22 protein-coding genes are annotated in these 23,322 nt (G+C 66.7%); 14 read left to right on the forward strand and 8 right to left on the reverse strand.

Annotated features, from left to right (window positions below; translation table 11 throughout):
* Positions 1-139: 139 nt before the first annotated feature.
* Positions 140-2,383 carry a phosphoenolpyruvate--protein phosphotransferase gene (gene ptsP / locus GU920_RS00875; RefSeq protein WP_161765007.1) on the forward strand — a complete coding sequence of 748 codons (2,244 nt, stop codon included), beginning with the start codon at positions 140-142 and terminating at the stop codon, positions 2,381-2,383.
* Positions 2,384-2,491: 108 nt separating this feature from the next.
* Here ptsP and GU920_RS00880 read toward each other — a convergent pair whose 3' ends face one another.
* Entirely contained in the window at positions 2,492-3,250 is a 759-nt protein-coding gene (locus GU920_RS00880) for an EcsC family protein (protein WP_161765009.1), read from the reverse strand.
* A gap of 38 nt (positions 3,251-3,288) precedes the next feature.
* On the reverse strand, positions 3,289-3,774 hold the full coding sequence (locus tag GU920_RS00885) for a GNAT family N-acetyltransferase (RefSeq protein ID WP_161765010.1): 486 nt from the start codon (positions 3,772-3,774) through the stop codon (positions 3,289-3,291).
* Between the two features lie 89 nt (positions 3,775-3,863).
* Between GU920_RS00885 and GU920_RS00890 the strand changes: the two genes are divergently transcribed.
* The 12 genes from GU920_RS00890 to GU920_RS00945 all read left to right on the forward strand — a co-directional run bounded on the left by GU920_RS00890 (position 3,864) and on the right by GU920_RS00945 (position 12,683).
* Entirely contained in the window at positions 3,864-4,448 is a 585-nt protein-coding gene (locus GU920_RS00890) for a flavin reductase family protein (RefSeq protein ID WP_161765012.1), read from the forward strand.
* A 109-nt stretch (positions 4,449-4,557) separates the two neighbouring features.
* Positions 4,558-5,205, forward strand: coding sequence for a Pr6Pr family membrane protein (locus tag GU920_RS00895; protein ID WP_161765014.1), 648 nt, complete (start codon positions 4,558-4,560; stop codon positions 5,203-5,205).
* Between the two features lie 37 nt (positions 5,206-5,242).
* Complete coding sequence (locus tag GU920_RS00900) at positions 5,243-6,115, forward strand: S-methyl-5'-thioadenosine phosphorylase (protein ID WP_161765016.1); 873 nt, start codon at positions 5,243-5,245, stop codon at positions 6,113-6,115.
* A 95-nt stretch (positions 6,116-6,210) separates the two neighbouring features.
* The gene (locus GU920_RS00905) at positions 6,211-7,020 is read left to right on the forward strand and encodes a M15 family metallopeptidase (protein WP_161765018.1); all 810 of its coding nucleotides are present in this window, start codon (positions 6,211-6,213) and stop codon (positions 7,018-7,020) included.
* 293 nt (positions 7,021-7,313) lie between these two features.
* Entirely contained in the window at positions 7,314-7,847 is a 534-nt protein-coding gene (locus GU920_RS00910) for an adenine phosphoribosyltransferase (RefSeq protein ID WP_161765020.1), read from the forward strand.
* Between the two features lie 189 nt (positions 7,848-8,036).
* Positions 8,037-9,314 carry a chromate efflux transporter gene (gene chrA, locus GU920_RS00915; protein ID WP_161765022.1) on the forward strand — a complete coding sequence of 426 codons (1,278 nt, stop codon included), beginning with the start codon at positions 8,037-8,039 and terminating at the stop codon, positions 9,312-9,314.
* Positions 9,315-9,401: 87 nt separating this feature from the next.
* On the forward strand, positions 9,402-9,860 hold the full coding sequence (locus GU920_RS00920) for an SspB family protein (RefSeq protein WP_161765023.1): 459 nt from the start codon (positions 9,402-9,404) through the stop codon (positions 9,858-9,860).
* Positions 9,861-9,964: 104 nt separating this feature from the next.
* A complete protein-coding gene (gene fumC / locus GU920_RS00925) occupies positions 9,965-11,359 on the forward strand; it encodes a class II fumarate hydratase (protein WP_161765025.1) in 1,395 nt (464 codons plus the stop codon).
* A 3-nt stretch (positions 11,360-11,362) separates the two neighbouring features.
* Positions 11,363-11,545 carry a DUF4169 family protein gene (locus GU920_RS00930; protein WP_161765027.1) on the forward strand — a complete coding sequence of 61 codons (183 nt, stop codon included), beginning with the start codon at positions 11,363-11,365 and terminating at the stop codon, positions 11,543-11,545.
* 66 nt (positions 11,546-11,611) lie between these two features.
* Positions 11,612-12,160, forward strand: coding sequence for a hypothetical protein (locus GU920_RS00935; protein ID WP_161765029.1), 549 nt, complete (start codon positions 11,612-11,614; stop codon positions 12,158-12,160).
* Positions 12,161-12,202: 42 nt separating this feature from the next.
* Positions 12,203-12,418 carry a ribbon-helix-helix domain-containing protein gene (locus GU920_RS00940; RefSeq protein ID WP_161765030.1) on the forward strand — a complete coding sequence of 72 codons (216 nt, stop codon included), beginning with the start codon at positions 12,203-12,205 and terminating at the stop codon, positions 12,416-12,418.
* Between the two features lie 34 nt (positions 12,419-12,452).
* Positions 12,453-12,683, forward strand: a complete 231-nt coding sequence (locus GU920_RS00945) for an N-(5'-phosphoribosyl)anthranilate isomerase (protein ID WP_161765032.1) — start codon at positions 12,453-12,455, stop codon at positions 12,681-12,683.
* An 86-nt stretch (positions 12,684-12,769) separates the two neighbouring features.
* On the opposite strand, the gene GU920_RS00950 is transcribed toward GU920_RS00945, so the two are convergent.
* Genes GU920_RS00950 through GU920_RS00960 form a run of 3 tightly spaced genes read right to left on the reverse strand, consistent with a single transcriptional unit; the run spans position 12,770 to position 16,163 of the window.
* A complete protein-coding gene (locus GU920_RS00950; protein WP_161765033.1) occupies positions 12,770-14,119 on the reverse strand; it encodes a cytochrome P450 in 1,350 nt (449 codons plus the stop codon).
* On the reverse strand, positions 14,116-15,345 hold the full coding sequence (locus tag GU920_RS00955) for a hypothetical protein (protein ID WP_161765035.1): 1,230 nt from the start codon (positions 15,343-15,345) through the stop codon (positions 14,116-14,118). Before GU920_RS00955 ends, GU920_RS00950 begins: the two co-directional genes overlap by 4 nt.
* A 47-nt stretch (positions 15,346-15,392) precedes the next feature.
* Complete coding sequence (locus tag GU920_RS00960) at positions 15,393-16,163, reverse strand: cytochrome c biogenesis CcdA family protein (RefSeq protein ID WP_161765037.1); 771 nt, start codon at positions 16,161-16,163, stop codon at positions 15,393-15,395.
* Positions 16,164-16,256: 93 nt separating this feature from the next.
* On the opposite strand from GU920_RS00960, the gene GU920_RS00965 reads away from it, so the two are divergent.
* A complete protein-coding gene (locus tag GU920_RS00965) occupies positions 16,257-16,490 on the forward strand; it encodes a sulfurtransferase TusA family protein (RefSeq protein WP_161765039.1) in 234 nt (77 codons plus the stop codon).
* 201 nt (positions 16,491-16,691) lie between these two features.
* Here the strand turns inward: GU920_RS00965 and GU920_RS00970 are convergent, their stop codons facing one another.
* The 3 genes from GU920_RS00970 to GU920_RS00980 form a co-directional block, all read right to left on the reverse strand.
* Complete coding sequence (locus GU920_RS00970; protein WP_161766465.1) at positions 16,692-19,649, reverse strand: Rne/Rng family ribonuclease; 2,958 nt, start codon at positions 19,647-19,649, stop codon at positions 16,692-16,694.
* 526 nt (positions 19,650-20,175) lie between these two features.
* Entirely contained in the window at positions 20,176-21,504 is a 1,329-nt protein-coding gene (locus tag GU920_RS00975; protein ID WP_161765041.1) for a sigma-54-dependent transcriptional regulator, read from the reverse strand.
* A 7-nt stretch (positions 21,505-21,511) separates the two neighbouring features.
* Positions 21,512-23,275, reverse strand: a complete 1,764-nt coding sequence (locus GU920_RS00980) for a sensor histidine kinase (RefSeq protein ID WP_161765043.1) — start codon at positions 23,273-23,275, stop codon at positions 21,512-21,514.
* Between the last annotated feature and the right edge of the window lie 47 nt (positions 23,276-23,322).

Raw genomic sequence — 23,322 nt, forward strand, 5'->3', positions numbered from 1 at the left:
TTGCGAAAGTTTTCGAAAACTTCTGTCCCGTCGCTGCCGGGACAGGAACCCAGGCAAGGCGGAACTTCCTCTTGATGACAGGGGGTTCCGCAAGCCCCGGTCCTGTGGTCTAAAGACGGCAACAGGGACAAGAACAACCATGCCGGAACGGACCGAAAGCGAAAGCCGCAAGCTGCTGCGCCGGTTGCGCGACACGCTCGCCACCACCGGGGGCGGGCAGGACAGGCTCGACCGCATCACCCATCTGATCGCGGATTCGATGGGGACAGAGGTCTGCTCCATCTACCTCTTCCGCGACCCAGAAACGCTGGAACTTTGCGCCACCGAAGGGCTGAAGAAAGAGGCCGTCCACCAGACCCGCATGAAGCTGGGCGAAGGGCTCGTGGGCCGCGTCGCCCGCAACGGCCTGCCCATCAACACCGCCAACGCGCCACAGGAAAAAGGCTTTCGCTACATGCCCGAAACGGGGGAAGAGCTCTACTCCTCCTTCCTCGGCGTGCCGATCCAGCGGGTGGGCGAAAAGCTGGGCGTGCTTGTCGTCCAGTCCAAGATCGCGCGCGAATTTTCCGAAGATGAAATCTACGCCCTCGAAGTCGTCGCCATGGTGCTGGCCGAGATGACCGAACTCGGCGTCTTCAACGGCGATGCCGACGGGATGCGCGCGCTGCATAAGCAATCGGTGATGATCCGGGGCGGCACCGGGCAGGAAGGCGCGGCCGAAGGGCGCGTCTGGCTGCACGAACCCCGCGTCGTGGTCACCAACCCCGTCGCCGACGATCCGCTGACCGAGATCGACCGCATCCGCGAGGCGGTGGGAAAGCTGCGCGTCTCCGTCGATGATCTTCTGTCGGCCGAAAGCCTCGACAAGGACCAGAAACAGGTGCTCGAGGCCTACCGCATGTTCGCCAATTCCCGCGGCTGGCTGCGCCGCATGGAAGAGGATATCCAGCGCGGCCTATCGGCCGAGGCGGCGGTGGAAAAGGAACAATCCGCCGCCCGCGCCCGGCTGGAACAGGTGCCGGATGCCTATTTGCGCGAACGCCTGCACGATCTGGACGATCTGTCGAACCGCCTTTTGCGCATCCTGACCGGTCAGGGGCAGGACACCGGGGCCGCGATGCCCGACAATCCCGTGCTTGTCGCCCGCAACATCGGCCCGGCCGAACTGCTGGACTACGGGCGCAAGCTCAAGGGTGTGGTGCTGGAGGAAGGTTCCGTCGGCAGCCATGCCGCCATCGTCGCCCGCGCGCTGGCCATCCCGCTGGTGATCCACGCCGATCGCATCGTGACCGAGGCGCTGAATGGCGACCAGATCCTTGTCGATGGCGATCAGGGCATCGTCCACCTGCGCCCCGAGGAAACCGTCGCCCGCGCCTTCCGCGACAAGATCGCCATGCAGGCCGCCGCCCAGCAGCGCTATGCCTCGCTGCGCGGCCTGCCGGCCGTGTCGAAATGCGGCACGCTCACCACGCTGATGATGAATGCAGGCCTCATGGCCGATCTGCCCAGCCTTGAAGGATCGGGCGCCGAAGGGGTGGGCCTGTTCCGCACCGAACTGCAATTCCTTGTCCGCAACAAGATGCCCCAGCGGGCCGAACTGGCCGCGCTCTATGCCCGCGTGATGGATGCGGCCAAGGGCAAGCGCGTGGCCTTCCGCACCCTCGACATCGGGTCCGACAAGGTGCTGCCCTACATGAAGCCGCAGGATGAACCCAACCCCGCGATGGGGTGGCGCGCCATCCGCGTGGGGCTGGACAAGCCCGGCGTGCTGCGCATGCAGTTGCAGGCGCTGATCCGCGCCGCCAATGGCCGCCCGCTGACGGTGATGTTCCCCTTCATCACCGAACTGTCGGAATTCCAGAACGCCCGCGCCCATGTGATGCGCGAATTGCACCGTGAAAAAAGCCTTGGCCACCGCGTCCCGTCGCGGGTGGAGATCGGCGCCATGCTGGAGACCCCCTCTCTCGCCTATGCGCCGCGCGCCTTTTTCGAACTGACCGATTTCGTCTCGATCGGCGGCAATGACCTCAAGCAGTTCTTCTTCGCCGCCGACCGCGAAAACGAACGCGTACGCCGCCGCTATGACACGCTCAACGTGTCCTTCCTGCGCTTCCTGATGCAGATCATCGACCGCTGCCGCGAAACCGGCACGCCGCTTTCCTTCTGCGGCGAAGATGCGGGCCGCCCGGTCGAGGCGCTGGCCTTCGCCGCGCTCGGCCTGCGCGCGCTGTCGATGCGCCCCGCCTCCATCGGCCCGGTCAAGGCCTTGCTGCGCCGGGTGGATCTGGCGGAAGCGCGCGCCGTGATCGACCGCGCCATGGACGAGGGCGCCGAAACCGTGCGGCCTGCGCTGATGGACTGGCTGTCGAACCAGCCGGAGTGAGGCCGACCGGGAAACGGTGACAAGGCAAAGGGGCGTTCCGCCCCCTCTTGCCGCGTGCCGCGGCAATTCACCCCCTGAGGATATTTGAACAACGGGGAAGCGGCGGGATCAGGCCTTGGTGACCTTGGGCGGCGTCACCGCATCGGCAAAGGCCGCAAGGATCGGCTCTGCCCCGTGCTGTTCGGCCAGTTTGAGCAGGGCAAAGCGGATCTCGGCCATCTCGCGGTAATAGTTCAGGAATGCCGCGTTCAGCGTGGCCCCCGCCACCGCGCCCAGCACTGGCACCGCCTGCGTCGCCAGCTTCTGGCCCAGAGCGGCGGCCAGACGCGGCGCCACGCTGCGCGCCACCTGCGCGATGGCAGGCCCCGTCAGCGTCAGCCGCGCCGACAGGAACGAGGTGTTGATGCCGTCATCGGCCGCAAGCGGGCTGCCCGCCATGAAGACGCGCAGACATTCCGCCCGGATCGCCGGATCGTCCGGGTCATAGCCCGCCTCGCGCGCCGCGCGGCGGATCGCGTGCAGGATCACCGTGATCGTCACCGGCAGTTCCGCAACCGATGTGGCAAGCCCGCCCGCCCCGCCCACGGCCCCGCTTAGCATCGCCGCCGCCATCGGCCCCCGCCGCCCCAGATCGGGCGCGCGATCCCCGGCCCCGGCCAGCCCATGCGCCGCAAGCAGCGCCCGCTCCGTCACCGCGCCGATCTGGGCGCGCACCCCTTCTGGCACCGCCTTCAGCCGGTCCTCCAGCGATCCGCCCAGCCGGTTGACCAGCGCCATCACCGGCCCGTTCGCACGGCGGTAGCGCCGCGCCAGCGCCGTGATCTCGGCGCGGCGGTCGGGGGCGGCGATGGCGGGCAGGTTGTCCATAGCCCGAATGTGGGGGCATCCCCGCCCCGGCGCAAGGCTCAGGTGGCCTTGGTCACCGCCCCGCGCACCCCGTCCCAGGCCCCGGCCTTGAGGGCCAGCCCCAGCACCCGGTCCGGATTGGTGGGCGGTGGCATCTCCACCCCGTCCAGCTTGGTGAAACCGAAGCGCGAATAATAGGGCGCGTCGCCCACCAGCATCACCCGCTCCCAGCCCAGCCGCCGCGCCTCGGACAGGCTTTCGTTGATGAGCAGGCCCCCCAGCCCCTCACCCTGCCGCGTGGGGTGCACGGCGACGGGGCCAAGGAGCAGCGCATCCTGCCCCCCCACCTCCACCGGCCAGTAGCGGATCGCCGCCGCCATCGTGCCATCGCCATCCCGCAGCGTCAGGCACAGCGCCGCGACGGTGGGCACCCCATCCCGCAGCCGGTAGGACGAAAGCGCGGTGCGCCCCGGCGAGAAGCACAGGTCATAAAGCGCCTCCACCTCCCACCAGTCGTCCTCGGTTTCCTCTTCAAGCCGGTACAAGCGGGGGCCTCCGAATCTGCTGGTCTGGCGCGTAACATGCGATTACGTCAGGATCAAATCAGCCAGCCCAGCCGGAAAGCCCCCGCGCCATGTTCTACCGCCCCGCCCAAGGCCATGGCCTGCCGCACAACCCCTTCAACGCCATCGTCACCCCGCGCCCCATCGGTTGGATCTCCACCCGTGGCCCGCAGGGCGACAACCTCGCCCCTTATTCCTTCTTCAACGCCGCCGCCTATCACCCGCCGCAGGTCACTTTCGCCTCCACCGGCGTGAAGGACAGCCTCACCAACATCCGCGCCACCCGCGTCTTCGCCGTGAACGTGGTGGCCGAGGCGATGTTCCACGCCATGTCGGCCACCTCTGCCGCCCTGCCGCCCGAGGTGGACGAATTCGCCCATGCCCATGTCGCCAAGGCCGAATGCAGCACGATCCATTGCCCCCGCGTGGCCGATGCCCCCGCCACGCTGGAATGTGATCTGATCGACATCATCCAGATGCGGGGCCAGGACAATTTCCTGATCCTTGGCGAAGTGACGGGGGTGCATCTGCGCGACGATTGCCTTGTGGACGGGCAGTTCGACGTAACCCGCTTCAACCCCGTCGCGCGGCTTGGCTATCGCGATTACAGCATCCTGCGCGAGGTGGTGACCCTGCCCCGCCCGGATGAGGCGTAACGCCCCGAACGCCACCCACCCGCCGGGCTTGACGCCCGCCCCGTCCCTGTCATCTCCTGTCGGCGCGTTGCTTGTACAACGCAGCCCCCAAAGGCCCGAGGACAGCGCGATGACACCCGGCCCCACGATCCCGCCCGCCGCCCGGCGCGCCGCCGCCGCCCTGGCCCTGCTGGCTTGGGCCGCGCTTGTGGTCCAGCTGGCCGCCGTGATGCAGGATGGCACGGCCTCGCTGCCTGTCGCAGTCTGGGCCTTGCTGCGCTACTTCACCATCCTGACGAACCTCGCGCTGGCCCTTGCGATGACGGGCATCGCGCTGGGCTGGGCGCTGACCTTTCGCCCCGCCATCCTCGGCGGGGTGACGCTGTCGCTTCTTCTTGTGGGGTCCGTCTACCACCTCCTGCTGCGCGGGATCGTGCCGCTGGCCGGTCTCGGCCTGATTGCCGATCTTCTGCTGCACAGTGCCACGCCGCTGGCCGCCCTCATCTACTGGTGCGCCTTCGTCCCACGTGGCCATCTGCGCCCGCGCCACGCGCTGCTCTGGACGCTCTACCCCATCGCCTACGGCGCCTATGCCCTGACACGCGGGCTGATCGACGGCATCTATCCCTACCCCTTCCTCGACCTGCCCCGCATCGGTCTGGCCCACACGGCCCTGAACGGCGCCGCCGTAATCCTCGCCTTCGCGGGGGCGGCCCTCGTCGTCGCGTGGCTCGACCGCCGCCATGCCCCCCTTTCCACCGCCGGGCAGAGCACCTAAGGTCCCGCCAAAGACCCCGGAATACAAGGAGATCCCCATGCAAACCATGATCGGCGTGATCGGCGGCTCGGGGGTCTATCAGATCGACGGTCTGGAAGGCGCAAGCTGGGTGCGCGTCAAATCCCCATGGGGCAAACCGTCGGATGAGGTGCTGGTCGGCCGCCTGAACGGCCTGCCGATGGCCTTCCTGCCCCGGCACGGGCGCGGCCATGTCCATGCCCCCTCCGACATCCCCTTCCGCGCCAACATTGACGCGCTGAAACGGCTGGGCTGCACCGATGTGGTGGCCGTCTCGGCCGTGGGCAGCTTGCGCGAAGATTACCGCCCCGGCGATTTCGTCATCGTGGATCAATATATCGACCGCACCTTCGCGCGCCCCAAATCCTTCTTCGGCGCGGGCTGCGTGGCCCATGTGGGCTTTGCCCACCCGACCTGCCCCCGCCTGTCGCAGGCCTGCGCTGCGGCCGCCCGTCAGGCGGGCGTCACCGTGCATGACGGGGCCACCTACATCGCCATGGAAGGCCCGCAATTCTCCACCCTCGCCGAATCCCGGCTCTACCGGTCCTGGGGCGCCGACGTGATCGGCATGACCGGCATGCCCGAGGCGAAACTCGCCCGCGAGGCCGAGCTTTGCTATGCCTCCGTCGCCATGGTCACCGATTACGATTGCTGGCATCCCGGCCATGATGCGGTGGATGTAGCCGCCGTGATCCGCACCCTTACCGCGAATGCGGGCAATGCACGCGCGCTTGTCGCAGGCCTCCCCGCCCTCCTTGGCCCCGACCGCTCCCCCTGCCCGCATGGCTGCGACCGCGCGCTCGACACCGCGCTGATGACCGCCCCGGACAAGCGCGATCCCGACCTTCTCGCCCGGCTCGATGCCGTCGCAGGCCGCGTGCTGCGGGCCTGACCGCACGCCGCCTTAAGGCTTCGCCAACCGCGCCCGCGCTTCCCTGCCGGTCACCGGGTCCGCTCCGGCCCCGGTCAGCCGAGGAGCGCGCGACCATGCACCCCACCCATATCTGCTTCCTGCAAACCCGCCTCGCCGGGATGGGCCTCTATACAGGTGCCATCGACGGGCTGCGCGGCCCCCTCACCGATATGGCCAGCCGCCGCGCCCTGTCCCGGCTGGGCCATCCCCTGCCGCAGGGCTGGGCGATCTGGCCGGGCTATCGCCATGCCGCCGCCGCGCTTCAGGTCATGGCGCGACAGGCAGGCTTCGACCCCGGCCCTGTCGACGGCCACTGGGGCCTGCGCACGCTGCAAGCCGTCAACGCCCTGATCGACAGCACGGAAGAAGACCGCCCCGATCCCCCCGTCACCCCGCATCGCTGGCCCAGCGAAGGTGACGTCCCCGCCTTTTACGGCCCCCATGGCACGCCAGAGGGCGCCCGCCCGCCGCTGGTCCAGGTGCCGACGCCGTGGCTCTTCCGCATCGCGTGGGATCTGTCACAGACCCGCCGCTTCCTCTGGGCACATGAAAAGACCGCCGCCAGCGTGACGCGCATCCTCTCCCGTATCCATCACCACTACGGCGCGGCCCGGATCCATGACCTGCGGCTCGACATCTTCTCGGGGGATTACGCCCCCCGCCTCATGCGCGGCAGCCGAACCCGCTGGTCCATGCATGCCTGGGGCATCGCCTATGACTTCGACGATACCGAAAACCGCCTGCACTGGGGGGCCGACCGCGCCCGCCTCGCCCGCCCCGACTACCGCCCCTTCTGGGAGATATGGGAAGCCGAAGGCTGGGTCTCCCTCGGCCGGACCCAGGACCGCGACTGGATGCATGTGCAGGCCGCCCACCTTGATTGACGCGCCATTCCCCTCCCCCGGCACGGGGAAGGGTCAGGGAGGGGGTATCCCCGCCACAAGACCCGCGCCACATCCCGGCTGTGCAACCACGCACCCTTGACCACGCCACCGCCCGCTTCTCTGCCCGATTTTGTATGCACACTGTATGCACAGCCGTCTGCACCAGTTGCGGCACATCCGGCACACCCCCGCCCCCCGCCAAAACCCCATCGGAATAAGGGCTTACCCCCTCGACGCCCCCCGCCCCGCCCGCTAGACCAGAGCCAAACATCACACCCGCAGGGCCACAGAACATGCGCAAGACCGTCAAGGACTACATCCGCACCATCGTGGACTTCCCCCATGAAGGCATCCTCTTTCGTGACGTGACCACCCTCTTCGCCGATCCGCGCGGCTTTCGGATGTGCGTGGACCAGCTTCTCGCCCCCTATGCGGGCCTGCGCATCGACAAGGTCGCGGGATTGGAGGCGCGGGGTTTCATCCTCGGCGGCGCGGTCGCGCATCAGCTTTCCACCGGCTTCATTCCGATCCGCAAGAAGGGCAAGCTGCCGGGGGCAACGATCAGCCAAAGCTACACCCTCGAATATGGCGAGGCGGTGGTCGAGGTGCATGACGATGCCATGCAGCCCGGCGAAAAGGTGCTGCTCGTCGATGACCTGCTCGCCACCGGCGGCACGGCCGAGGCAGGCATCCGCCTGATCGAACGGCTTGGCGCGCAGGTCGTGGGATGCGCCTTCGTCGTGGACCTGCCCGATCTGGGCGGCCGCAAGCGGCTCGAAGCGATGGGGATGGAGGTGCACGCCCTCTGCGCTTTCGAAGGCCTGTGACCGTGCCAATCTGGCCCCGGTCTGGCGCTAACCCTTTCTTAACCTTCGGCCCCTATACCTGATTCCGTCGCGGTCAAAGCTGCCGCGGCGCTGCTTGCAAAGACCACACACCCCAACCCACCCCGCCGGTTCACCCCGGCGGGGTTCTTTGTAATTGTCCTGTTACCCTCGGCGCGCTAGGTGCGCTCCATGACACCGCTTTCACACCTGTTCCGCACCTTCGGCCATATCGGCCTCATGTCCTTCGGCGGCCCCGCCGCCCAGATCGCGCTGATGCATCGCGTTCTGGTCGATGAACGCAAATGGCTGACGGAAAAGGAATATCTCTCCGCCCTCTCCTTCTGCATGCTCCTGCCGGGGCCCGAGGCGATGCAACTTGCCACCTGGTCCGGCTGGCGCCTGCACGGCACGCTCGGCGGCCTGATCGCGGGGGGGCTTTTCGTCCTGCCCGGGGCCTTGGTGGTGCTGGCCCTCTCCGCCCTCTATGCGGCCTTCGGCAATGTGCCCCTGATGCAGGCCCTGTTCATGGGCATCCAAGCCGCCGTCGCGGTGATCGTGATCGAGGCGCTGCTCCGCGTCTCGAAACGCGCGCTCAAGGGACGCGCCGCCTATGTCGTTGCGGTGCTCGCCTTCCTCGCGCTCTTCCTCGCCAATGCACCCTTCCCGCTGGTGATCCTTGCGGCAGGCATCTGGGGCTGGTTCGCCGCCCGCAACACGCCCGCCTCCGGGGATCCCCTCCCCGATGCCCCCCGCGCCGCCGCCACCGCCCGGACCTTCACGCTCTGGCTCGCGATCTGGCTCGTGCCGATCGGCGCGCTCTGGCTGGTCGAAGGCGGCCTTCTGGCCGAGATCGGCCTCTTCTTCTCGCAACTGGCCATCCTCACCTTCGGCGGTGCCTATGCGGTGCTCGCCTGGATGGCGCAGGCGGTGGTCGAAGACAAAGGCTGGCTCACGCTGCGCCAGATGATGGATGGGCTGGGTCTGGCCGAAACCACCCCCGGCCCGCTGATCCTTGTGACCGAATTCGTGGCCTTCCTTGCAGGCTTCCGGCAGGGCGGCTGGCTCACCGGCCTTGCCGCTGCGGCCATAACCCTCTGGGCCACCTTCATCCCCAGCTTCATGATGATCTTCGCCGGGGCCCCTTGGATCGCCCGCATCACCGCCGACCCGCGCCTCTCCGGCGCGCTTTCCGGCATCATGGCCGCCGTGGTGGGCGTGATCGCCAACCTGTCGATCTGGTTCGCCGCCCATGTCTTCTTCGCCAGCGTCGGGCGCAGCGATTTCGGCCCGCTCAGCCTGCTCACCCCCGACCCCAGCAGTTTCCGGCCCGCCATGGCCGCGCTGGCCCTGATCGCAGGCTGGCTGCTCCTGCGCCGCCACATGCCCCTGCCGCTCGTCCTCGCGCTTGCCGCGCTTGGCGGCCTCGGATTGCAGGCGGCGGGCCTCCTTCAACCGTTGGCCTCCTGACGCAATCCGCGCGCTTCCCGGATCGGCCCCCTTTCCTTTGGGGCCGAATCCCCCGTAAATGAACACAACCACCGGAAAGGACAGCACATGGCCCGCTCCATCGACTATGGCAATCTGATGCACCGGGCGATGCGCGGACTGATCCAGACCGTCCTGCAGGATGTGGCCCGCGACGGCCTTCCCGGCGCGCACCACTTCTTCATCACCTTCGACACCACCCATCCCGGCGTCGCCATCGCCGATTGGCTGCGCGCCCGCTACCCGGTCGAGATGACGGTGGTCATCCAGCACTGGTTCGAAAACCTGACCGTCACCGATGACGGCTTCTCCGTCACCCTCAATTTCGGCAACCAGCCCGAACCGCTGGTGATCCCCTTCGACGCGGTCCGCACCTTCGTGGACCCGTCAGTAGAGTTCGGCCTGCGGTTCGAAACCCATGAGGATGACGAAGACACCGAAGACGAGGGCGACGATGACGGCGACGATGACCCGCCGCCCCATCAGGACGCCCAGATCGTCAGCCTCGACAAGTTCCGCAAGCACTGAGCGCCCCGAACCGCGCGGCAAAGGCGCTGTATGCGACGGTATGCCAATTGATTTCAACGCCCCCGCCCGCTAAGGGCAGATCAGCGAAATCAGGAGGCTTGCCCATGTCCGCCACCCGCACCGAGACCGACAGCTTTGGCCCGCTCGAGGTTCCCGCCGACAAGTACTGGGGCGCACAGACCCAGCGCTCGATCATCAACTTCCCCATCGGCTGGGAACGCCAGCCCGTGGCCATCATCCGCGCGCTGGGGGTGATCAAGAAGGCCTGCGCTCTGGTCAATATCGACCAGGGCGACATCGCCCCCGAACTGGGGCAGGCCATCGCCGCGGCGGCGCAAGAGGTGATCGACGGCAAGTTCGACGACAACTTCCCGCTGGTGGTCTGGCAGACGGGATCCGGCACCCAGTCCAACATGAACGCCAACGAGGTCATCTCGAACCGCGCCATCGAAATGCTGGGCGGCGTGATGGGATCGAAAAAGCCCGTCCACCCGAATGACCATGTGAACATGGGGCAGTCGTCGAACGACACCTTCCCCACCGCCATGCATGTGGCCATCGGCATGATGGCGCGCGATGTGCTCTTGCCGGGGCTGGAGAAACTGTCCGCCGCGCTCTGGGCAAAGTCCCATGAATTCAAGGACATCATCAAGATCGGCCGCACCCATACGCAGGACGCGACACCCCTGACGCTGGGCCAGGAATTCTCGGGCTATGCCACGCAGGTGGACAAGGGCATCGCGCGGGTGAAATCCTGCCTGCCCGACATCTACGAACTGGCCCAAGGCGGTACCGCCGTCGGTACCGGCCTGAACACCCGTGTGGGTTGGGATACCCGCGTGGCCGCCCGGATCGCCGAAATCACCGGCCTGCCCTTCGTCACCGCGCCCAACAAGTTCGAGGCGCTCGCCGCCCATGACGCGATGGTGATGTTCTCCGGCGCGCTGAAAACGGTCGCGGCGGCGCTGTTCAAGATCGCCAATGACCTGCGCCTTCTGGGCTCCGGCCCCCGCTCGGGTCTGGGCGAGTTGATCCTTCCCGAAAACGAACCGGGCTCGTCCATCATGCCCGGCAAGGTGAACCCGACCCAGGCCGAGGCGCTGACCATGGTCTGCGCCCATGTCATGGGCAATGACGCGGCGGTGGGCTTTGCCGGCAGCCAGGGGCATTTCGAACTCAACGTCTACAACCCGATGATGTCCTATAACGTGCTGCAATCCATGCAGCTTCTGGGCGATGCGGCGGGGTCCTTCACCGACAACATGGTGGTAGGCACACAGGCCAATGTGGCGCGGATCGACAAGCTGATGAAGGAATCGCTGATGCTCGTCACGGCACTGGCACCCACCATCGGCTATGACAACGCAACCAAGGTCGCCAAGACCGCCCACAAGAACGGCACGACCCTGAAGGAAGAGGCGATCGCCTTGGGCTTCGTGGACGAAGAAACCTTCGACCGTGTGGTGCGGCCCGAAGACATGATCGGGCCGAAAGGCTGACCCATGGCCGAAATCGTCAACCTGCGCGCAAAACGGAAAGAGGCGGCCCGCAAGGCCGCCCGCGCCAAGGGAGATGAGAACGCCGCAAAGTTCGGCCGGACCAAGGCCGAACGCGACGTGCAGAAAGCCCGCCTAGACAAGGCGCGGACCAACCTCGACGGCCATCATCGCGAGACAGAAAGTTGAAACTCCTTGGGCGATGCGCCTCATGATGCTACCATCAATTAATTTTATGCAAATTAATGGTAGATCATGATCCGCACCGCCGCTCTCGCCGCGCTTGTTTCACTCTTCCTTCCCCATCCGACGCGCGCGGAGAACATCGGAATAGACTTCCGCACGATGCCAGTCGGCTGCAGTTGGACGGTCCGCTATTCCAACGGCAATCTCTGGATCCATACGTTTAAGGGGCGCAAGGGTGGTGCCTACGTCACGGAAGTGCGCGAGGATACCACCACGGGCCCCCTGGTTTCGCGGATCCGCTACAATAAGCGGGGCTGGATGACCGAGCGTGTCTGGGCCGATGGCAAATGGGAACGCTTTTCTCCCTATAGCTGCTTCGGTGAGTTGGGAAAGTGCAGCTCCACCTACACCAATGCCGACGGCGTGCGCTTGGAGATGGTGAACACGACCACGAAAGCAGGAAACACCTACACGGTCGAAGGCCGTGTCAAAGACGGCGACGTTTATCCGACCGAGTATTTTACCCTTGGGCCGTTCAACGTGACTACAATGAACAAATCCTCCAACTACTGGGCCGAGACAAAGAATTTCTATAACTGCGGTCTCGGATCGTCCTGACGCAGGGTTTCGCGGGACTGTGCTTTGCAATAGCTTGATCCCATGACCGCCCGCCCCGCCAAACACTCCCTTACCCTGCGCGGCCACCGCACCAGCGTCAGCCTTGAAGAGGAATTCTGGCAAGCCTTCCGCGCCATCGCCACCGAACGGGGCCTGACGCTGAACCAGTTGGCGGTGGAGGTGGACGAGGCGCGCGACGGCGATGTGGGCCTTGCCTCCGCGATCCGCGTCTTCGTGCTGCGGCGCTATCGCAGTTAACCGGGTGTTTACCGACTCGATGCAAGCTGGCGGGATGAGCACGGTTCCCATCCCCATCACCCCGGACCGCTGGATCATCCAGCTTTTCAGCGCGAAATCCGTCGCAGAAGGCGGCATCATTCGGCGGAAGGTGGAAGATGTGGAGCGTCTAGTGGGGCGTCGTCGCTTTCTGACCGAAGTAAACCGGCGTTGGTTTCACGTCGTGGAAAATGCCGGTCAGTTCATCATCTTCTGCAATCAGGACCCGGTGACGGTCCTGCTCTGATCCAAATTTCTTCGAAGAAACTTGCAAAGAATTTTTCGAAAAATTTTGGGCGAGAACAAGCTCTCGCCATCCCCGAAGGACGGATGTCAGATTTCGCCTCCACGCCGCGTCACCCGCAGCCAGATCCCATCCTTCGCCCGCACCGTCAGATGCGCCACCGGCACGGGCACCCGCCCCTCCACCACCTCGAAGCGAAAGGCCCGGGCCAGCATCGCCAGCAGCAGCACCCCCTCCGCCATGGCAAAACCCGCCCCGGTGCAGACCCGCGGCCCTGCCGAAAAGGGCAGCCAGCCATCCCGCGCCGCCGCCTTCGTCTCCTCCCGCCCCCAGCGGGAGGGGTCAAAGCCATCGGGATCGGACCAGATCCGCTCATGCCGACCCAGATGCCAGGGCGACAGCACCACCTGCGCCCCGGGCTTCACTGCCCGCCCCCGAAACGCCTCGGGGCAGGTCGTCTCGCGCACCATCATCGGCACGGGCGGAAACAGGCGCAGCGTCTCGCGGAACACATCCCGCGTCAGCCGCAGCCGCGACAGGGCAGAAAACTCCGGCACCATCCCTGCCGCCTCCGCCGCCACCGCCTCCTGCACCTCGGGATGCGCCGCCAAGAGCCACAGCGCCCAGCCCAAGGCGCTCGCGCTCGTTTCATGCCCCGCAAGAAAGAAGATGGCGACCTGATCCACCATCTCCTCCGTCCCGAACCGCTCTCCCGTCACCGGGTCTGCCGTCACCATGATTTTGGTCGCCAGATCATCGGGCGCCGTCCCAGCCGCGATCTCTGCCGCCCGCCGCGCCGTCATCGCGGTGATCAACGCCCTGATTTCTGCCGCCGCCGCGCGCGTGCCGCGCCGGAACCCGCGCGGCAACCAGCGCGGCAGGGGAACAAAGGCCGCCAGATTCAGGATGGGCTGCCTGCGCTGATAGGCGCGGAAGGCATGGAACACCGCCGCCGCATCCCTATCCTCGATCGGGACGGAAAACAGCGTGCGAAAGATCACATCCGCCGCCGCATGGCTGGCGAATTCCTCCACCTCCACCACGCCCTCGGACAGCCGCGCCACGGCCGCCTGGGCCGCCGCCCACATGGCGGGAAAGGTGTCGCGCAGCCGCCCCCCTTCGAAGGCCGGATCGATGATCCGCCGCTGCCGCTTCCACATCTCGCCATTGGTGACAAAGACCGACTGCCCCAGCAGCGGCGCCAGCCCCTCGCGGATCCGATCGGATTTCGGGAAATCGTCGGGCCGCTCCTGCAGCACAAGCCGCACCAGCACAGGGTCATTGCACATGTAGCTGCGGAAGAAGGGCGTGCGGAACTCCGCCATCCAGGCGCGATAAAGCCGCGCCGGCTGGGCCGACAGGATATCCGCCCGGAACAGCCGCAGATAGCGCCACCACGAAACACGCTCGGGCCTCGGCTTGGGCTTCGGCACCTTCATGCCACGCTCCGATGGCCCGACAGCGCCCGCTCGATCCGGCTTTTCGAAGGGCTGCGCCCGCGATACCGCGCGCCCAGCGTCAGGGGTCCCGCCGTGATGCGGAAATAGTCGTAATCACCGGGCCGGTCGAAGGCGCACATGTACTGGAAATGCAGCCGGAACCAGCGGAACCGCATCTGCCGCCACCGCTCCGGGCTGAAAGTCTGGCTGAACGCGGCCGAGATGACCAAGGGCCAGCGCTTGCCCGCAGGCGCCACCCCCGTCACCGCCACCGGATCACACAACGCAAAGGCACAGCCATCCCCCGGCGCGGTGACATCGACCCAGGTCACCTCCTCGCGCGCCGAAAGATAGGCCAGATCGCCCCGCAGCCGGCGGGCCTCGGGCAGGAAAGACACCATCGGCACCACCTGCCCCAGTGTCAGGAAGGAAAGTACCGGCCCCTGTGCAGGCACCCCCGCCCGGATCAGATCGGACAGGATCGACACGCCAAGGATCGCGCCAGACGAATGGCCCACGACCAGCACCTCATCCGCCCCACTGTCCAGCGCCGCCCGGATGCGCGCCCCGAACACCGCCATCCGCGCCTCCATCTCCGGCGGATAGGCCCCCCAATGCCCGGCCGAAAAGGCGTAATCATGCATCAGGTAATAGGCAAGGAACCGGCGATCCGCCCGCTGGAACAGCCGCAGCACGGCCACAGCCAGCACCAGCCCCGCGCCCAAACCCAGCATAACCCCGGCCCAGCCCGGCACCGCCGCCGCCAAGCCAAGGCCTAGGCCCCACCCCGACAGTCCCGCCACCCCCGCCTGCAGGCTCAGCATCACCACCGGGTAAAGCGCGGCTAGCGTCGGCCCCTTGCGCAGCCGCCCCAGCCGGAACAGCGCCCCCGACGCCACATAGATCCACGCCGTCCGCAGCATCTGGCCATAAGTCGCCAGGATCGTCCGCCGCATTGACCCGCTGATGATGTCGGCCCAGGCCAGCACCTCGACCTCGGCCTCCACCCCCTCGCCGTCGATCTGCGCTGTCACCGACCAGCCATGCGCCGCATCACCGCGCTTTGCGCCGACCTCCAGCACATAGCCCGAGATCGCCGCCTGTGCCGGCCCCTCGCTGCGATAGAACTGGCGGTAGCGCCGGGTCTGCAGGGGATCGAAACCGGGGATATAGAAGACGCGCCGCCGCCGCACCTGTCCGGTCTCTCTTGCCGTCAACCCCGCCATTGCACGCCCCGCACCCGTTACCCCGCCACTATGGCGCGTCCCGGGCCTCAGCCCAAGAGCGGAATACCGAACCGGTCAAAGGTTTCCAGCAGCCACCAGCTGAAATCGGTGAAGGCCCCTGTCAGCAGCGCCAACCCCACAACCACCAGCAGCAAACCCATGGCCCGCTCGATCCAGCGCATATAGGGCTTCAGCCGCTGCATGATCCCCATCGCGCGCTCGATGAACAGCGCGGCCAGCAGGAAGGGGATGCCCAGACCCGCCGCGTAGATGCCCAGCAGCACCGTCCCCCGCTCCACCGATCCCTCCTGCGCAGCCAGCGACAGGATGGTGCCAAGCTGCGGCCCGATGCAGGGCGTCCAGCCAAAGGCAAAGGCAAGGCCCAGAACATAGGCCCCAAAGGCCGATCCGCCCCTGTCCCCCGCATCCAGCCGCGCCTCGCGGTCCAGCAGACCGATGCGGAACACGCCAAGGAAATGCAGCCCGAACACCAGCACCACAAGACCCGCCACCTGCGAGAACCGTTCCTGATTGGTCAGGAAGAAGGCGCCGAACGCGCTCGCCGTGAACCCCAACAGAAGGAACACCGTCGACAGGCCCAGCACGAAGAACAAGGCAGGCAGCATCACCCGCCGCCGCGCCGCACCGGCCGCGGCCGCAGGCCCGCTGACCTCGCGCAGGCTGATCCCGCCCATATAGGCCAGATAGGGAGGCACGATGGGCAGCACGCAGGGGCTCAGAAAGGACAGAATCCCCGCCGCCAGCGCCACCAGCATCGCGGGAAGCAAGCCCGCATCTATGATGTCCAACCCGAACATGCCCCTCTGATACCCGCTTCCCCCCGTTCCGTCACCACGCCGGATTGTCACATTGCCGTGGCCGCGCTGCAACGATTGCGCTATCTGCCCCGTATGGACCGTTGGGATGTAGAGATTGATTGTGCGGGGCTGCTCTGCCCCCTGCCCGTGCTCAAGGCGCGCAAGGCCCTTGCCGCCATGCAGCCCGGCCAGATCCTGCGCCTGACCGCGACCGATCGCATGGCCGCGATAGACCTGCCGCATTTCTGCACGCAGGCCGGGCACCGCTTCCTTGCAACCCGGGACGAAGGCCCCGTCACCGCCTACCTGATCGCGCGCGGCGACTGACCTGCCCTTCCGCCACGGGTTTCATCTTGGCCCAAATACCTGGGGGTCCGGGGGGCACCCCCGGGCGGAGCCAAGCGGCGAAGGCCGCGCAGGCGACCCAAAAGAATTGCGCCGCAAGGCGCGCCGCTTGGCTGGCGTTGACCAAAGCGAAGGGGGCCGGAACACGCGCCCCGGCCCTCCCGTAGTCCTGCGCCACCCGCCTCAGCGGCCGAGCGACCACCAGCCCTTCTTGCGCGGCTTGTCGGCCTCGGCCTTGCGTTCGGCCTCGGTCTGCGCTGGCGCGGCTGCGGGGGCCTGCGGTTCGATCGCCGCCACGGCCGCCTCGCCCGGATCGGCGATCAGCGCCGCCGTCGGCGCCGGTTCCATCCCCGGATCGGCGGGGAAGGCTTCCGCTGCCGGAGCGGGCGCCTCGGCAGGCGCCACGGCCACAGCTTCGGCCTCGGCAGCCTTGGCCTTGCTCGTGCTGCTGCGGCTGCGCGAGGTGCCTGCCTTCGGCGCACCGTCCGCGTCAGCCTTGCTAGCCCCGGCTTTGCCGCCCTCAGCCTTACCGCCCTCAGCCTTGCCACCCTCAGCCTTGCCACCCTCAGAGTTGCCGTCCTCTGCCTTGGCGGTCTTGCTGGCGGCGGCCTTGCTCGGCGCGGCCTTTGCTGCCCCGGATTTCGACGCCGCCGTCTTCGACGCCGTCGATCGCGATGTCGTGGTCTTCTTCGGCTTACCCTGCGCCGGGTCCTCCGCCGCAGCGTCAGTCACGGCCTCGGCCGCCGGGGCCTCGGCAACCACCGTCGCTGCTTCGGGCTTCTTGGCCCGCGATGCCGCGCTGCCCCCACGGGTCCGGGTGATCTTCTTCTTGGGCTCTTCCCCGGCCTCGGCCTCTGGCGCCTGCGCGCCCTCTGCCGCGCCTACCGCCCCGACAGGCGCATCCTCAGCACTGGCTGCGCCGCCCTCATCCGCCTCGTCCTCGCCATCGTCGGCACCATCGTCAGCGCCCTCATCAGACCCGTCATCAGCCTCAAACTCGCCACCTTGCGCGCCCGATCCATAGCCCGATCCGCTCTTCTTGCGCCGCCGACGACGGCGCTTCTTCTTTGGCGCCCCCTCACCCCGCGGCTCACCACGCGTCTCGCTCCGGCCCTCGGTGCTGTCCTCGGCCCCCTCTTCGGCCTCGTCCAGTTCCTCGTCCAGCGGCAGATCGTCATCCTCGTCCTCGTCCACCGGCGCGCCCATTAGCCCGGCATGGCCCGAGATGACCGACGAAATCTCCGGCACCACGCGGGTGGCGGTCTTGAACTTCTCGATCACGAAATCGGGGCTCACCAGCGACGGGTCGCCCTCGATCCGCACGCTCATGCCATAGCGCGCCTCGATCAGCGCGATATGTTCGCGCTTCTGGTTCATGAGGAAGTTCACGATGCCGACCGGCGCCTTCAGCAGCACCTCCTTCGACCGCTTCCGCGTGCCTTCCTCTTCCAGCGCCCGCAGGATCTGCAAGCCCAGCGAATCGTCCGACCGGATCAGCCCCGTGCCATGGCAATGCGGGCAAGGCTGGGTGGTGCTTTCCAGCATCCCCGGCCGAAGGCGCTGGCGGCTCATCTCCAACAGGCCAAAGCCCGAGATGCGCCCCACCTGAATCCGCGCCCGATCCGTTTTCAGCTTTTCCTTCAAACGCTTCTCGACGGCGGCGTTGTTCTTGCGCTCTTCCATGTCGATGAAGTCGATCACGATCAGACCGGCCAGATCGCGCAGGCGCAATTGCCGCGCGATCTCTTCCGCCGCCTCGAGGTTGGTCTTCAGCGCGGTGTCCTCGATGGACCCTTCCCGCGTCGACCGGCCCGAGTTCACGTCAATGGCGACCAGCGCCTCGGTGATCCCGATCACGATGTAGCCGCCCGACTTCAGCTGCACCGTCGGGTTGAACATCCCGCCCAGATAGCTTTCCACCTGATAGCGGGCGAAGAGCGGCATCTGCTCGTCATAGCGCTTCACCAGCTTGGCATGGCTGGGCATGATCATGCGCATGAAGTCCTTGGCGGTGCGATAGCCCGCCTCGCCCTCGACCAGCACCTCGTCGATCTCGCGGGAATAGAGATCCCGGATCGACCGCTTGATCAGGTTGCCTTCCTCGTAGATGGCCGCCGGCGCGATGGATTTCAGCGTCAGTTCGCGGATCTGCTCCCACAGCCTCATCAGGTATTCGTAATCGCGCTTGATCTCGGGCTTGGTCCGCTTGGCGCCCGCCGTGCGGATGATCAGGCCCGCACCTTCCGGCACCTCGATCTCGCCCGCGATTTCCTTCAGCTTCTTGCGATCCGCCGCCACCGTGATCTTGCGGGAAATCCCGCCGCCCCGCGCCGTGTTGGGCATCAGCACGCAATAGCGGCCCGCCAGCGACAGGTAGGTGGTCAGCGCCGCACCCTTGTTGCCGCGCTCTTCCTTGACGACCTGCACCAGCATGATCTGCCGGACCTTGATCACTTCCTGAATCTTGTAGCGGCGATGGCGCGGCTTGCGCGGCGCGCTGATTTCCTCGGCCACATCCTCTTCGGCGACCGACTCGATCTCGTCATCGGTCTCGCTGGCATGGTCCATGGCACGATAGGCGCGCTCGCCATTCTCGGCGCCCCCCTCGGCCTCGGCGGCCGGCTCATGCGCGTGGTCATGGCGGTGCGCGTTCCCGCCTTCGGGCGCCGATGCCTCGGCCGGGCCCGCGCCGCCTTCGTCCACCAGCGTGGCCGCGCCCTCATCCTCGTCCAGATCGACGACATCCATCCCGCCGATCTCGGCGGTCTTCACCTCGTCGCGCTTGGCCGTCTCGGGGCGCGGGCGCGGCTTGGGGCGCGACCGGCGGTTGTCCTCTTCATCCTGCGCACGGTTATAGGCGCGCTCTTCCTCGAGCAGCGCCTTCCGGTCCGCGACGGGGATCTGATAGTAATCCGGGTGGATTTCGGCGAATGCCAGAAACCCGTGACGGTTCCCGCCATAATCCACAAAAGCCGCCTGGAGTGAAGGCTCCACCCGCGTCACCTTGGCAAGGTAGATATTCCCCGCAAGCTGGCGCTTGTTTACGGTTTCAAAGTCAAACTCTTCGACCTTGTTCCCATCCACCACCACGACGCGGGTTTCTTCCGCGTGGGTGGCGTCGATCAGCATTTTCTTGGCCATGTTGTCCTGTCGCGCCCCGGCACGGCCTTCCCCTGCCGGAGCAAGCTCCAGGATCGGGGTCGGACGGGTCAAGGCGGCTTGTCTGGGCAATGTGGCGCGGGGCGAAAAGCCGGGCCATGCCCTGTGGGCATCCCTCGGCTTTCGTCATCAAAATCGCGCGCATCATCGCGGTTCTCTTTCGGGCACCCTGCGGCACCCACCTGATTAAGCCCGCTGCGTCCTGCGACCTGACGGGCAAACTGACGACCTTTCGGCCGATCCGACTGCCCCCCGGCGCGGCAGCGCTAACGGGCTGCGGCACAAGGGGCAGAGAATTCCACGGCGGGGCAAACCCCGCATCAGGCGACCCTAGCGGCAAAGTCGCGGAAAACACAATGGGGGAATTTAACGAATGACCCCAAACCTTCACAGGGGTTGCAGCGGCCCCGCCGCTTTCAACCCCCGATCTGCGCCGCCCGGCCCGCATCGCTGCACCACCCGCGCGCTTCCGCCGGGTGCAGCCCTGCGGCCCGGACGGCACACGATGTCAGGTGTAATCAGACCGGCTCAACGCGTATTTGGCCATCTTTTCGTTCAGCGTCCGGCGCGGCAGGCACAGCTCATCCATCACGGCCACGATGCTGCCCTTGTGGCGGCGCATCGTGTTGTCGATCAGCATCCGCTCGAACGCCTCGACATATTCCTTTAGGGGCTTGCCTTCCGTCGTCATCGCAGGCCCCGACGCCTCGTTATCGGCCATCAGAAGGCTGGCGATCGACCCCGATCCCCGGCGGTTCTGCAACACCGCGCGCTCGGCGATGTTCACCAGCTGGCGCACATTGCCCGGCCACGGCGCCTGCAACAGCTGCGCCGCCTCCTGCGCGGTCACCTGCGGCGCCTCGCAGCCGTATTCCTCGGCGAACTGTTCCGACATGCGGGTGAACAGCGTCAGGATATCCTCGCCCCGCACCCGGAGCGGCGGGCACAGGATCGTCATCGCCCCCAGCCGGTAGTAGAGATCCGACCGCAGCACATCCTCCAGCGTCTTGTCCGGCGCATGCGCGTTGCAGATGGCGATGATGCGCGTCTCGGGCGGCGTGCCCTGATCGTTGATCAGCGTCAGAAGCCGCGCCTGCAAGGGCTGGCTCAGCGCTTCCACATCCTCAAGGCACAGCGTGCCGCCCCGCGCCTCTTCCACCAGCGGGATCTGGCCATCCTCGCCGGGGCCGAACAGCTTGGCCGCCAGCTGATCCTCCGACCACGCCGCGCAAGAGATGGTGACGAATTTCTTCGTCGCCCGCGGCCCCACGGCATGCAGCGCATGGGCCACCAGCGTCTTGCCCGTGCCGGTTTCCCCGTCGATCAGCACATGGCTATCCGCCTGCCCCAGATCGAGGATGTCCTCGCGCAGCCGCTCCATCACCGGGCTCGACCCGATCAGCTTCTTCATTAGCACCGACCCGTCCGACAATTCCTTGCGCAGCGCGCGGTTGTCCAGCGTCAGGCGGCGGGCCTGCGTCGCGCGCTTGGCCAGTTCCGTCATCCGGTCCGGGTTGAACGGCTTTTCCAGAAAGTCATAGGCGCCCACCCGCATCGCCTCTACCGCCATGGGCACGTCGCCATGGCCCGTGATCATGATGACGGGCAGCCCCGAATCCATGCCCATCAGGCGCTTGAGGAACGCCATGCCATCCATGCCGGGCATCTTGATGTCGCTGACCACCACGCCCGGAAATTCCGGCCCGATGCCCTTCAGCGCGTCCTCGGCACTGGCATAGGTTTCCGTGTCAAACCCGGAAAGCGCCAGCCACTGGCTGATGGACTGCCGCATGTCCGCTTCGTCATCGACGATCGCCACCTTCATCGCCCGCGCCATTCCAACCTCATTCCGCTGCTTCAACTTCTCGGCCCAAAAGGGGCAACTGCATCTCGAAAACCGCCCCGCCGCCTTCGGCATTGCGCGCCGTCAACCGGCCGCCCAGATCCGTCACGATCCCGGATGAGATGGCAAGGCCAAGCCCCACCCCCTCACCCGGCTTCTTGGTGGTGTAGAACGGCTCGAACAGGTTATCCAAATCCACGATCCCGGTGCCGTTGTCGCGCACCGCAAGCAACGCCACATCGCCCGATGACAGGATCAGGTCGATCTGCGCATCCGCCCGGTCGCGCGTCGCATCCAGCGCGTTGCGCAACAGGTTGATGATCACCTGCTCCAACCGGATCCGGTCGGCCATCACCATCACCGGCGTGCGCGGCAGGGTGCGGGTGATCTTGACCACCCGCTGCTTCAACTGCGGCTCCATCATCGACAGCGCCCCCGACAGGGCCGATCGCAGATCGACCGGCTCGAAGGCCTCGCCGCCCTTGCGGGCATAGGATTTCAACTGCCGCGTGATCGCTCCCATGCGTTCGATCAGGTCGTCGATGCGCTGGAAGGACGACAGCGCCTCCTCCGGGCGCTTGCGCTGCAACAAAAGGCGCGCGCCCGCGAGATAGGTCTTCATCGCGGCCAGCGGCTGGTTCAACTCATGGCTCACCGCCGCCGACATCTCGCCCAGCGCGGCCAGCTTGGACGATTGCGCCAGCGTCAGTTCGGCCACCGCAAGATCCTTCTGCACCTTCTCGCGCTCGGCGATCTCGCGCTGCAGCCGCGCGTTCAGCATCCTCAGTTCCGCAGATTCCCGCTGAAAGCTCACGCTCTGCGACCAGGCCTTGCGCGACAGGAAATAGAACGTCAGCGCCATCAGGATGGCAAAACCCATGATCTCCAGCGCAAGGATCCCGTTCACCCGTTCGCGGACGGAATCATAGGCGGTGAAGGTCACCATCCGCCAGCCGCGGAACGGCACCCGCGCCTCGGTCTTCATCACCGCCTCGCCGCGCACATAGGCATCGGGCGGCGATTGCGCCCAGTCAGCCGTGGCCTGCAAGGCGCGGCTCAGGGCCGAAGGCGCATCGCGCACGGCCAGCGCCTCTTCCATCGGCAGGCCGCGCCAGCGCGGCTCGGTCGCAAGGATCACCGTTCCCTCGCTGTCGGTCACCATCACCGCATCCTGCAGGCCCGCCCAGGCGCGTTCGTATTTCATCAGATCGACCGCGACGACGATCACCCCCCCGGCCCGGCCATCCATGATCACCGCACGCGAATAAGTGAAATCGAACCCGCCCCCTTCGCGCGCCTGCGCGGTAAAGACCGTGTCCTTGTTGCGCACCGCTTCCACGAAATACCCGCTGGAGCGGTGGTTGGTGCCCAGAAGGTTGCGGTTGGTCGCCGCCACCGTGCGCCCGTCCGCATCAATCAGCATGATCGACGCCACGCCGATCTCGGCCTGCACGCGGATCAGTTTCTGCGACGTGTCAGGAAAGTTGCGCGTCCGCAGCGCTTCGACCAGCGCCGGATCGCCCGCCAGCAACAGCGGCACGACCGACGTACGCTGCAACTCCGACACCATGTTCCCGGAATAAAGCGCCAGCCGCAATTCCGCCCGGTTGCGCGTCGTTTCCGTGAACCGGTCCGACAACCAGCGATTGGTCACCAAGACGACGCCGATCGCCAGAATCACCATCAGGGCGATGGCCAGCTTCACCCGCCAGGAAATGCCCGGCGCGGTTTCGGCGTCATTCAGCGGGGTTGCGGCGTCACTCATGGGCGCAATCTAGGCCCGCCCCGCCCCCGCCTTCAAGCGCAGGGGGC

This window comes from Paragemmobacter ruber (genome assembly GCF_009908315.1).
Taxonomy (GTDB): domain Bacteria; phylum Pseudomonadota; class Alphaproteobacteria; order Rhodobacterales; family Rhodobacteraceae; genus Paragemmobacter; species Paragemmobacter ruber.

Excerpts from the sequence above, each read along its gene's own strand:
- ptsP (WP_161765007.1), top strand. The coding sequence starts at position 140 with ATGCCGGAACGGACCGAAAGCGAAAGCCGCAAGCTGCTGCGCCGGTTG.
- GU920_RS00880 (WP_161765009.1), bottom strand. The coding sequence starts at position 3,250 with ATGGACAACCTGCCCGCCATCGCCGCCCCCGACCGCCGCGCCGAGATC.
- GU920_RS00890 (WP_161765012.1), top strand. The coding sequence starts at position 3,864 with ATGTTCTACCGCCCCGCCCAAGGCCATGGCCTGCCGCACAACCCCTTC.
- GU920_RS00895 (WP_161765014.1), top strand. The coding sequence starts at position 4,558 with ATGACACCCGGCCCCACGATCCCGCCCGCCGCCCGGCGCGCCGCCGCC.
- GU920_RS00900 (WP_161765016.1), top strand. The coding sequence starts at position 5,243 with ATGCAAACCATGATCGGCGTGATCGGCGGCTCGGGGGTCTATCAGATC.
- GU920_RS00905 (WP_161765018.1), top strand. The coding sequence starts at position 6,211 with ATGCACCCCACCCATATCTGCTTCCTGCAAACCCGCCTCGCCGGGATG.
- GU920_RS00910 (WP_161765020.1), top strand. The coding sequence starts at position 7,314 with ATGCGCAAGACCGTCAAGGACTACATCCGCACCATCGTGGACTTCCCC.
- chrA (WP_161765022.1), top strand. The coding sequence starts at position 8,037 with ATGACACCGCTTTCACACCTGTTCCGCACCTTCGGCCATATCGGCCTC.
- GU920_RS00920 (WP_161765023.1), top strand. The coding sequence starts at position 9,402 with ATGGCCCGCTCCATCGACTATGGCAATCTGATGCACCGGGCGATGCGC.
- fumC (WP_161765025.1), top strand. The coding sequence starts at position 9,965 with ATGTCCGCCACCCGCACCGAGACCGACAGCTTTGGCCCGCTCGAGGTT.
- GU920_RS00930 (WP_161765027.1), top strand. The coding sequence starts at position 11,363 with ATGGCCGAAATCGTCAACCTGCGCGCAAAACGGAAAGAGGCGGCCCGC.
- GU920_RS00935 (WP_161765029.1), top strand. The coding sequence starts at position 11,612 with ATGATCCGCACCGCCGCTCTCGCCGCGCTTGTTTCACTCTTCCTTCCC.
- GU920_RS00940 (WP_161765030.1), top strand. The coding sequence starts at position 12,203 with ATGACCGCCCGCCCCGCCAAACACTCCCTTACCCTGCGCGGCCACCGC.
- GU920_RS00945 (WP_161765032.1), top strand. The coding sequence starts at position 12,453 with ATGAGCACGGTTCCCATCCCCATCACCCCGGACCGCTGGATCATCCAG.
- GU920_RS00950 (WP_161765033.1), bottom strand. The coding sequence starts at position 14,119 with ATGAAGGTGCCGAAGCCCAAGCCGAGGCCCGAGCGTGTTTCGTGGTGG.
- GU920_RS00955 (WP_161765035.1), bottom strand. The coding sequence starts at position 15,345 with ATGGCGGGGTTGACGGCAAGAGAGACCGGACAGGTGCGGCGGCGGCGC.
- GU920_RS00960 (WP_161765037.1), bottom strand. The coding sequence starts at position 16,163 with ATGTTCGGGTTGGACATCATAGATGCGGGCTTGCTTCCCGCGATGCTG.
- GU920_RS00965 (WP_161765039.1), top strand. The coding sequence starts at position 16,257 with ATGGACCGTTGGGATGTAGAGATTGATTGTGCGGGGCTGCTCTGCCCC.
- GU920_RS00970 (WP_161766465.1), bottom strand. The coding sequence starts at position 19,649 with ATGGCCAAGAAAATGCTGATCGACGCCACCCACGCGGAAGAAACCCGC.
- GU920_RS00975 (WP_161765041.1), bottom strand. The coding sequence starts at position 21,504 with ATGGCGCGGGCGATGAAGGTGGCGATCGTCGATGACGAAGCGGACATG.
- GU920_RS00980 (WP_161765043.1), bottom strand. The coding sequence starts at position 23,275 with ATGAGTGACGCCGCAACCCCGCTGAATGACGCCGAAACCGCGCCGGGC.